The sequence below is a fragment of the Streptomyces solincola genome, from assembly GCF_002982015.1.
GTDB classification, from domain to species: domain Bacteria; phylum Actinomycetota; class Actinomycetes; order Streptomycetales; family Streptomycetaceae; genus Streptomyces; species Streptomyces solincola.
Window position 1 is genome coordinate 1 of sequence record NZ_PVLV01000245.1, and the last position, 7,302, is coordinate 7,302.

The window sequence follows — 7,302 nt, forward strand, 5'->3', positions numbered from 1 at the left end:
CGGCGGAACGGGCGGCCGCGACCGGGCCGGAGGTGACGGGTCCATGACGGGGCCCCTCGGGGACGCGGCGTGATCGGGGGCCCATAGGGTGACGCCATGCCCGCCACCCTGAACTCCGGAAAGACCACCGCCGCGTTGCGCACGTCGGCCCGTGTCTCCCTCGACCTGCTGCTGGTCATCGTGCTGGCCGCCGCGACCCTGTGGCTGCTCGGCCGGATGTGGTCCATCGTCTGGCCGCTGGTGGTGGGCCTGCTCCTCACCACGCTGACCTGGCCGCCCACCCGCTTCCTGCGCCGGCGGGGCTGGCCCCCGGCGCTGGCCGCCTCGGTGGTGACGGTGCTGTTCCTGCTGGTGGCCGCGGGCATCGTGGCGCTGATCGTCGTCCCGGTGGCGTCGGAGTCCGGTGAGCTGACCGACGGTGTGGTCGAGGGCATCCAGCGGCTGCGCGAGTGGGCCGCCGGGCCGCCGCTGAACATCGGCGACGACCAGATCACCAAGGGCTTCGACACCGCCGTCGCCCGCCTCCAGGACAGCGTCGGCAGTGCGGTCACCACCGTCGTCGCCGGCGTGAGCACCGTCTTCAACGGCATCGTGACGACCGTCCTGGCGCTGTTCCTGATGTTCTTCTTCCTCAAGGACGGCCCGAGGTTCCTGCCGTGGCTGACCCGTCAGCTCCCCGGCCGGCTCGCCGTGCACGTCCCGGTCGTCACCGCCCGGAGCTGGGCCACCCTGGGGTCGTTCGTGCGCTCGCAGGCGTTCGTCGGCCTGCTGGACGCGGTCTTCATCGGCCTGGGCCTGTGGATCGTGGGCGTGCCGCTGGTCCTGCCGCTGGCGGTGCTGACCTTCGTGTCCGCGTTCGTGCCGATCGTCGGCGCGCTGTTCGCCGGCTTCGTCGCGGTGCTCATCGCGCTGGTCTCCAACGGCCTGACGGACGCGCTGATCGTGCTGGCGATCATCGTGCTGGTGCAGCAGCTCGAGGGCAACGTCTTCCAGCCGATGATCCAGAGCCGGGGGCTCGGCCTGCACGCGGCGGTGGTCCTGCTGGCGGTGACCCTGGGCGGCAGCCTGGCCGGCGTGGTGGGCAGCCTGCTCGCGGTGCCGGTCGCCGCGCTGATCGCGGTGGCGTGGAACTACCTGCGCGAGCAGCTCGGCGACCCGGACGAGACGGCCGCGGAGCCGGAGCCGTCGGCGGGGGCGTGACGACGACGGGCCGCCGGGACCTGGTGGTCCCGGCGGCCCGTGGGTGCTCTGTCGCTCGGGTCACCTCACGATCGCGACCGCCTTTCGGCCGGCGGGGAAGCCCCACCGCTCTCCGGGGGGCCACCGGGACCAGGGACGCCGGCCCGGTCTGCGGCGTCCCGGGACCGACCGGGCAGCATCAGGCTGACCGCCACGGCGACCGCCAGCAGCACCAGGGCCGCGACGACGGCGGTGGTGCGCAGGCCGTGCAGGAAGGCGGTGCGGGCGGCCTCCTCCAGGGCGCGGGCGGGGCCGGCCGGCAGTCCGGCGACCGTCTCGGCGGCCTGGCCGAGGGACTCGCGGGCCTGGCCGGCGGCGTGTCCGGCCAGGTCGGGAGGGACCGTCAGCCGGGCCCGGTAGACGCCGCTCAGGACGGACCCGAGCAGGGCGATGCCGGCCGCGGCGCCCAGTTCGTACGCGGTCTCGGTGACCGCGGCGGCGGAGCCCGCCCGGCCGGCGGGGGCGGAGTCCAGGGCGAGGGCGGTCGCCGCGGCGTACACCGCGCCCTCGGCCAGGCCGACGGTGAGGAACGCGGTGGCGAGCAGCGCGTACGAGGTGTCGGCGCGCACCCAGCCGAACACCGCGAGGCCGCAGCCGAGGAGCAGCAGGCAGCCGGTGAGCGTGCCGCGGACGCCGGTGCGGCGGACCAGGCCGGCCGCGGCCAGGCCGCCCAGGGTGGAGCCGAGGAAGCCGGGCAGGTCGGCGAGACCGGCCCGCAGCGGGTCGAGGCCGCGGACCAGTTGGAGGTACTGGGCGGTGAGGAAGAGCATGCCGGACAGGCCCGCCAGGGCGACCACGGTGGTCAGCACGGCGGCGGTGAACCGCCGGTCGCGGAAGAGTTCCGGGTCCAGGACGGGGGTCGCCAGGGTGCGTTGCCGGCGCAGGAACCAGCGCAGGGTGACGGCTGCGGTGAGGGCGGCGGCCGGGACGTCCGGGCCGCCGACGCCGTGCACGGCGGTCTCCTTGACGGCGTAGACCAGGCTGAGGACGCCGACGACGCAGAGCAGGGCGCTGGGCGCGTCCCAGGGCGCGGGGCCGGTGGCGCGGCACTCGGGGAGCAGGCGGCGGGCGGTCAGCGCCACGGCGGCAGCGATCGGCACGGTGGCGACGAACACCGAACCCCACCAGAAGTGCTGCATCAGCGCCCCGCCCAGGACCGGGCCGAGAGCGGCGCCCGCCGAGGCGGCCGCGCCCCAGAGGCCGACGGCCTTGGCCCGCCGGTCGCCCTCGGGGAAGACGGCGCGGATCAGGGCGAGGGTGGAGGGCATGACGGCGGCCCCGGCCACACCGAGGGCGGCGCGGGCGGCGATCAGGGCCCAGGGGGCGGTGGAGCAGGCGGCGGCCAGCGAGGCCGCGCCGAAGGCGGCGCTGCCGGCCGTCAGCAGTCGGCGGTGGCCGATCCGGTCGCCGAGCGCGCCCATGCTGATCAGCAGGCCGGCCAGGACGAAGGAGTAGACGTCGCCGATCCACAGCAGTTGGACGGCCGAGGAGCCGGTGGACTCGCTGATCGAGGGCAGCGCCAGGAGCAGCACGGTGGCGTCCACGCTCACCAGGAGCACGGCCGCGGTCAGCACCGCGAGGGCCGCGCCGGGCTTCGCCCGGTCCGAGCCGGTCGGGTCGGTCACGTGGGTCCTCACGGTCTCAGGCGGCGGGGCGGGGCGGGTGGCGGTCCGCCGGGAGCAGGGCGGCGGCGGGCAGCAGCATCACCGCGTAGGCGGCCAGCAGCCAGGTGAAGGAGTGCGCGAACGCGGCGGGCGCCAGCCCGTGGGAGCGGCGGGCCGCCGCCTCCAGCACCACGGTCACCGCGGCCAGGGCGACCGCGCCGCCGATCCGCTGGACGAGGTTGAGCTGCGCGGCGGCGTCCGGGATGGACGGCGGCCGTACGGACTGGAAGGCCCGGGTCATGGCGGGCACGATGGTCAGGCCGGTGCCCAGCCCGCGTACCGCGAGGGTGGCGCAGAGCAGCGGGTAGGGCGTGTGGGCGGACAGCCTGGTCAGCGGGACGGTGGCCAGGATGGTCAGCAGCATCCCGGTCAGCAGGGCGCCGCCGCCGCCGATCCCGCGCATCAGCCTCGGGCACAGCCACCCGGCCGCGAGGACGCCGATCCCGCCGGTGGACATCAGCAGTCCGGTGGCCACCGTGCCAGGCGGCGGCCCGGCGGCGCACGGCCAGGCCCGGGTTGGCGCGGGTGGCGACCAGCACGGCGTGCCGTACCGCGCCGGGGTCGAGGGCGCCCTCCCCTTCGACGACCATCTGGGTGAGCTGCGGAACGCCGGCCGCGTGGGCGTTGAGGTAGCCGCGTTCGATACGGGAGATGCGCGGGTGTACGGGGCGGGGGAGCCGGTGGTCGCGGTCATGCCCTCTCCTGGTTCGGGGGGTGGGAGCGGGCGGCCCGGGCGCCGGGCCGGGGCCGGTGCCACCAGCGCACCGGAGCGGCGGCGCCGGCGGCGAGGGCGAGGTGGGTGCCGTCGCCGAGGATCAGGGAGCACACCAGGTAGGGGTGGGCGCCGGTGGGGCGCCAGCCGGGTGCGGGGGCCGGGACGCGGACGCCGGTGAAGGTCTCCTTGGTGAGGTGCGAGACCTTGATCAGGGCCTCGCAGGCGGCGAAGTCCCCGATCGTGGCGGGCTCGTCGAGGCCGAGCAGAGTGCCGAGCCACGTCATCGCGCCGGGCCGGTCGCGTTCGTCCTGGAGGTCGACGCCGACCGGGGTGTCCGGTGAGAGGGCGACGGCGCTGAGCGTGCCGCAGTGGCTGACCGAGGCGTGCAGCCCCAGCGCGGGCACGCGCCAGCGCAGGTGCTCGTCGCGGGTGAGGTGGCGGGGGGTGAGCCGGCGGCCGTGGACGGTGGCCAGGGCCTCGAGGATCAGCGACCGTCCGGAGCCGTGCAGCGCACGCCCCATCCGGTCGCGCGGCACACGCGGGTGGTGGGTGATCAGGCAGTCGATCGGGCGGAGGCCGGCGGAGGCGGCGCCCGGCCTCTGGTACGGGGCGTCGGCGGGACGCGTCGCGGGGGCGCCGGGCGGGGGGTGCGGCGGCCCACCGGGTCCGGCAGGACGGACGCCCCCCGGGCCGCACCCGGCCCCCGGGCCGGGTGCGGCCCACGGTCGGCCTTCGGAGGTGCGGGCGGCCTCGGGGGGACGGATGGCGGTCATCGGGGACTCGTGTCCAGGACGGCGGCGGCGTAGGAACCGCCCCAGGCGTACCCGGACAGCAGCAGCCTCCCTGGCGGGACGGGCTGGTTGAGGGCGGCGACCAGGCCGAGGGCGCCCGCGCTGCCGTACGTCTCCCCGAGCTGCGCCTTCGGGGTCAGCGTCGGGCGGCCGTCCAGACCGGCCAGTCGCAGGGCGCGGGCCTGGGCGAGGTCGACCACCCGGTGGCCGCAAGCGGCGGAGACGACGGTGTCGACCTCGCCCGGGGCGAGTTCCGCCTCGTCGAGGGCGGCGCGCAGGGCCCGGGACCAGGCATGCCCGTCGCGGCTCAGGCGGCCGAGGCCGGCCGCCTCGCCGGCCGCACCGTGCCCGCGGACGCGGGCGAGCACCTGCGCGCCACGAGAGCGGGCGGTGTCGGCCCGTTCCAGGAGCACGGCGACGGCGCCCTCGGTGAGCACCAGGCCGGTGCCGCCGCCGGGGACCACGTGCGGGCCGGCGGCGTACCCGGGCAGTGATGCCTGGGTGGCGACGGCCTTGGCGGGGAACTCGTCGGCGGCCAGCACCAGGATCCGCTCGGCGGCGCCGCGGGCGATGACCCGGGAGGCGAGCTGAAGGGCCTGCAAGGAGCTGGTCCCGCCGGCGAGGGTGGCGGTGTAGCCGCGGAAGCGGTGCAGCATCGCCACGTGGCCGGGAGCGGCGTTGACGACGGTGTTGGCGAACAGGGTCGGGTTGGCGCCGTGTATGCCCTGCCGCAGCACACCCTCGTGGAACTCCATGACGGAGCTGATCGGCCCGTAGCCGGTGGCGAAGACGATGCCGGTGGCCTCCGCCTCGGCCCGCTTCGGCTTGCCGTGCCGGGCGTGCAGGTCCGCGACGGCCGCCGCGGCGAGCAGGCTCAGCGGGTCCATCCGCCGGGCCCGGCTCGGGTTGACGCCGCGGGCGGCCCGCTCGGCGTCGGCTCGGCCGAACGGCACCTCGCCCCGGCCGGGAACGTGCTCGGTGCCGGTGAAGCACGCCTGCCCGCCCGCCAGCGCCTCGGCCAGCTCGGCGGTGTCGCCGGCTGCGCCGGCGAGTCCCGCCACCCCGGTGACGACGACCTCGTGCACCGGGTCGGCCCGGCGTGGGGACACCCGCCTGCGGCCGGGGCGGCCGAGGACGACGGAGGCGTTGTTGCCGCCGAAGGCGAAGGAGTTGGAGAGCACCACCTCGGGGCTGGCCGGACGGCCCCGGCCCGGCACGATGTCCAGGCCGTGCGGCTGCGCCACCCCACGGGTGTTGACGGTCGGCGGCAGCTGACCGCGGTCCACGGCCAGCACGGAGGCGACGGCCTCCACCGCGCCGGCCGCCCCCAGGGTGTGCCCGGTGAGGGACTTGGTGGAGCTGGCGGGCGGCACGTCGTCGCCGAACAGCAGTCGCAGCGCCCGTGGTTCGGCGGCGTCGTTGGCGGGCGTGCCGGTGCCGTGCAGGTTGAGGTAGTCCACATCCCCTGGCTCGAAGCCGGCCGTGCGCAGGGCTTCGGCCATGGCGGCCAGGGCCCCTCGGCCGGAGGGGTCGGGCGCGGTCTGGTGGTGGCCGTCGCCCGACAGCCCGTACCCGCCGAGTTCGGCGAGCGGCCGGGCGCCGCGCCGCTCGGCGTGCCCGGCGGTCTCCAGGACGAGGAAGCCGGCGCCCTCGCCCAGGGTCAGCCCGGTGGACGCCGACAGCGGCGAGCAGGGCTGCGGGTCCAGCGCGCCCAGAGCGCTGAAGCCGTACGCGGAGAGGGTGGCCAACGGGTCCACGCCGCCGCACACGACGAAGTCGACGTCACCGTGCCACAGCAGCTCGGCCGCGTAGCCGAGGGCGACGGCGCTGGCGGCGCAGGCGTTGGAGAGCACGACCCGCGGGCCGCGCAGATCGAAGGCCGCGGCGATGTGGTCGGCGACGCAGGGCAGTTGGCAGTCGGCCGCACCCGAGGCGTCCAAGACGCCGCGGTGCACCAGGTCGGCGTGCAGTCCCTCCAGGGTGGGCATCGCGCCGAGGCTGGAGCCGACCACCACGGCGCCGCGGTCCCGGTCGGCGGTGTCGAGGTCCAGTCCGCTGCGGGACAGGGCTTCGCGGACCGCGGTGTCGGCCAGCCAGTAGCAGCGGTCGACGCCGGGCGGCTGGGCGGCGGTGACCAGGCCGGCCCGGTCGGTCTGAAGCTCGGAGGTGTCGAACAGGTCGTTGGCCCGGATGCCGCCGATGCCGGCGATGATGGCGTCCCAGCCCTTTTCGATGTCGTCACCGGCGCCGGTGATCAGCCCGAGGCCGGTCACCGCGATGCGGGGGGCGCCCATCACGCGATCCTGGTGGACAGCGAGCTGGCGAGGACGCGGGGCAGCGTGACGGTGGTCGCCCGGCGCGGGGTGCCGTCCTCGGCGGCGGCGGACAGCGGCAGGTGCGGTGCGCGGAACGGGCTGCGCAGCACCGCGAGGAGGAGTTCCTCGTCGGGGTTGGCGGAGGGGGCCTGCCACAGCACGGTCCCGACCTCCTCGCCGCCGGCCGTCACCGGCGTGCCGGCGGCGATCCGGCTGCCGGCGGGGCAGGCGAGGGCGGTGAGCCTGGCGGTTTCCGGGGCGGGCGGGGTCAGGGCCGCAGAGCCGTGGAAGGGGTCCTCCCGCTCCCAGTCCACCATCCAGGCCAGGTCGGCCTCCTCGACGCTCAGGCCGGCGAACCCGGCGGAGTACACGCCCATGCCGGCCTCGGTCTGCACCCGGGCCAGGGCCTCGGGACCGACGGGGGCGCCGCCCTCCTCTCGGACGGCGGCGAGCACGGCGTCGTACGCCGCACCGGGCGCGTCGCTCAGCAGCAGGTAGCCGTACTCGCCGGTGGTGCCGACCCGCGCGAGGTGGGCGCGGGTGGCGGAGCCGCCGGAGAGGACGGCCTCGGTGACCGC

At 76.7% G+C, this 7,302-nt stretch carries 5 protein-coding genes and 1 pseudogene; 1 reads left to right on the forward strand and 5 read right to left on the reverse strand.

Annotated features, from left to right (window positions below; genetic code table 11):
* The first annotated feature begins 96 nt into the window (after nucleotides 1-96).
* Nucleotides 97-1,200, forward strand: a complete 1,104-nt coding sequence (locus tag C6N75_RS16785) for an AI-2E family transporter (protein ID WP_105869719.1) — start codon at nucleotides 97-99, stop codon at nucleotides 1,198-1,200.
* A 65-nt stretch (nucleotides 1,201-1,265) separates the two neighbouring features.
* Here the strand turns inward: C6N75_RS16785 and C6N75_RS16790 are convergent, their stop codons facing one another.
* The 5 genes and pseudogenes from C6N75_RS16790 to C6N75_RS16810 form a co-directional block, all read right to left on the reverse strand.
* Complete coding sequence (locus tag C6N75_RS16790) at nucleotides 1,266-2,864, reverse strand: MFS transporter (protein WP_258177454.1); 1,599 nt, start codon at nucleotides 2,862-2,864, stop codon at nucleotides 1,266-1,268.
* A 16-nt stretch (nucleotides 2,865-2,880) separates the two neighbouring features.
* Entirely contained in the window at nucleotides 2,881-3,378 is a 498-nt protein-coding gene (locus C6N75_RS16795) for an MFS transporter (RefSeq protein ID WP_181160501.1), read from the reverse strand.
* Between the two features lie 215 nt (nucleotides 3,379-3,593).
* A complete protein-coding gene (locus tag C6N75_RS16800; protein ID WP_146132584.1) occupies nucleotides 3,594-4,154 on the reverse strand; it encodes a 4'-phosphopantetheinyl transferase family protein in 561 nt (186 codons plus the stop codon).
* A 233-nt stretch (nucleotides 4,155-4,387) separates the two neighbouring features.
* Nucleotides 4,388-6,703 carry a beta-ketoacyl-[acyl-carrier-protein] synthase family protein gene (locus tag C6N75_RS16805; protein ID WP_105869722.1) on the reverse strand — a complete coding sequence of 772 codons (2,316 nt, stop codon included), beginning with the start codon at nucleotides 6,701-6,703 and terminating at the stop codon, nucleotides 4,388-4,390.
* Nucleotides 6,703-7,302: pseudogene (locus tag C6N75_RS16810) on the reverse strand (aminomethyltransferase family protein); the annotation flags it as partial. The pseudogene C6N75_RS16810 and the gene C6N75_RS16805, both read right to left, overlap by 1 nt.

Bases quoted from the DNA above. Each gene is read 5' to 3' on its own strand.
- C6N75_RS16805 (WP_105869722.1), bottom strand. From the start codon at position 6,703: ATGGGCGCCCCCCGCATCGCGGTGACCGGCCTCGGGCTGATCACCGGC.
- C6N75_RS16785 (WP_105869719.1), top strand. From the start codon at position 97: ATGCCCGCCACCCTGAACTCCGGAAAGACCACCGCCGCGTTGCGCACG.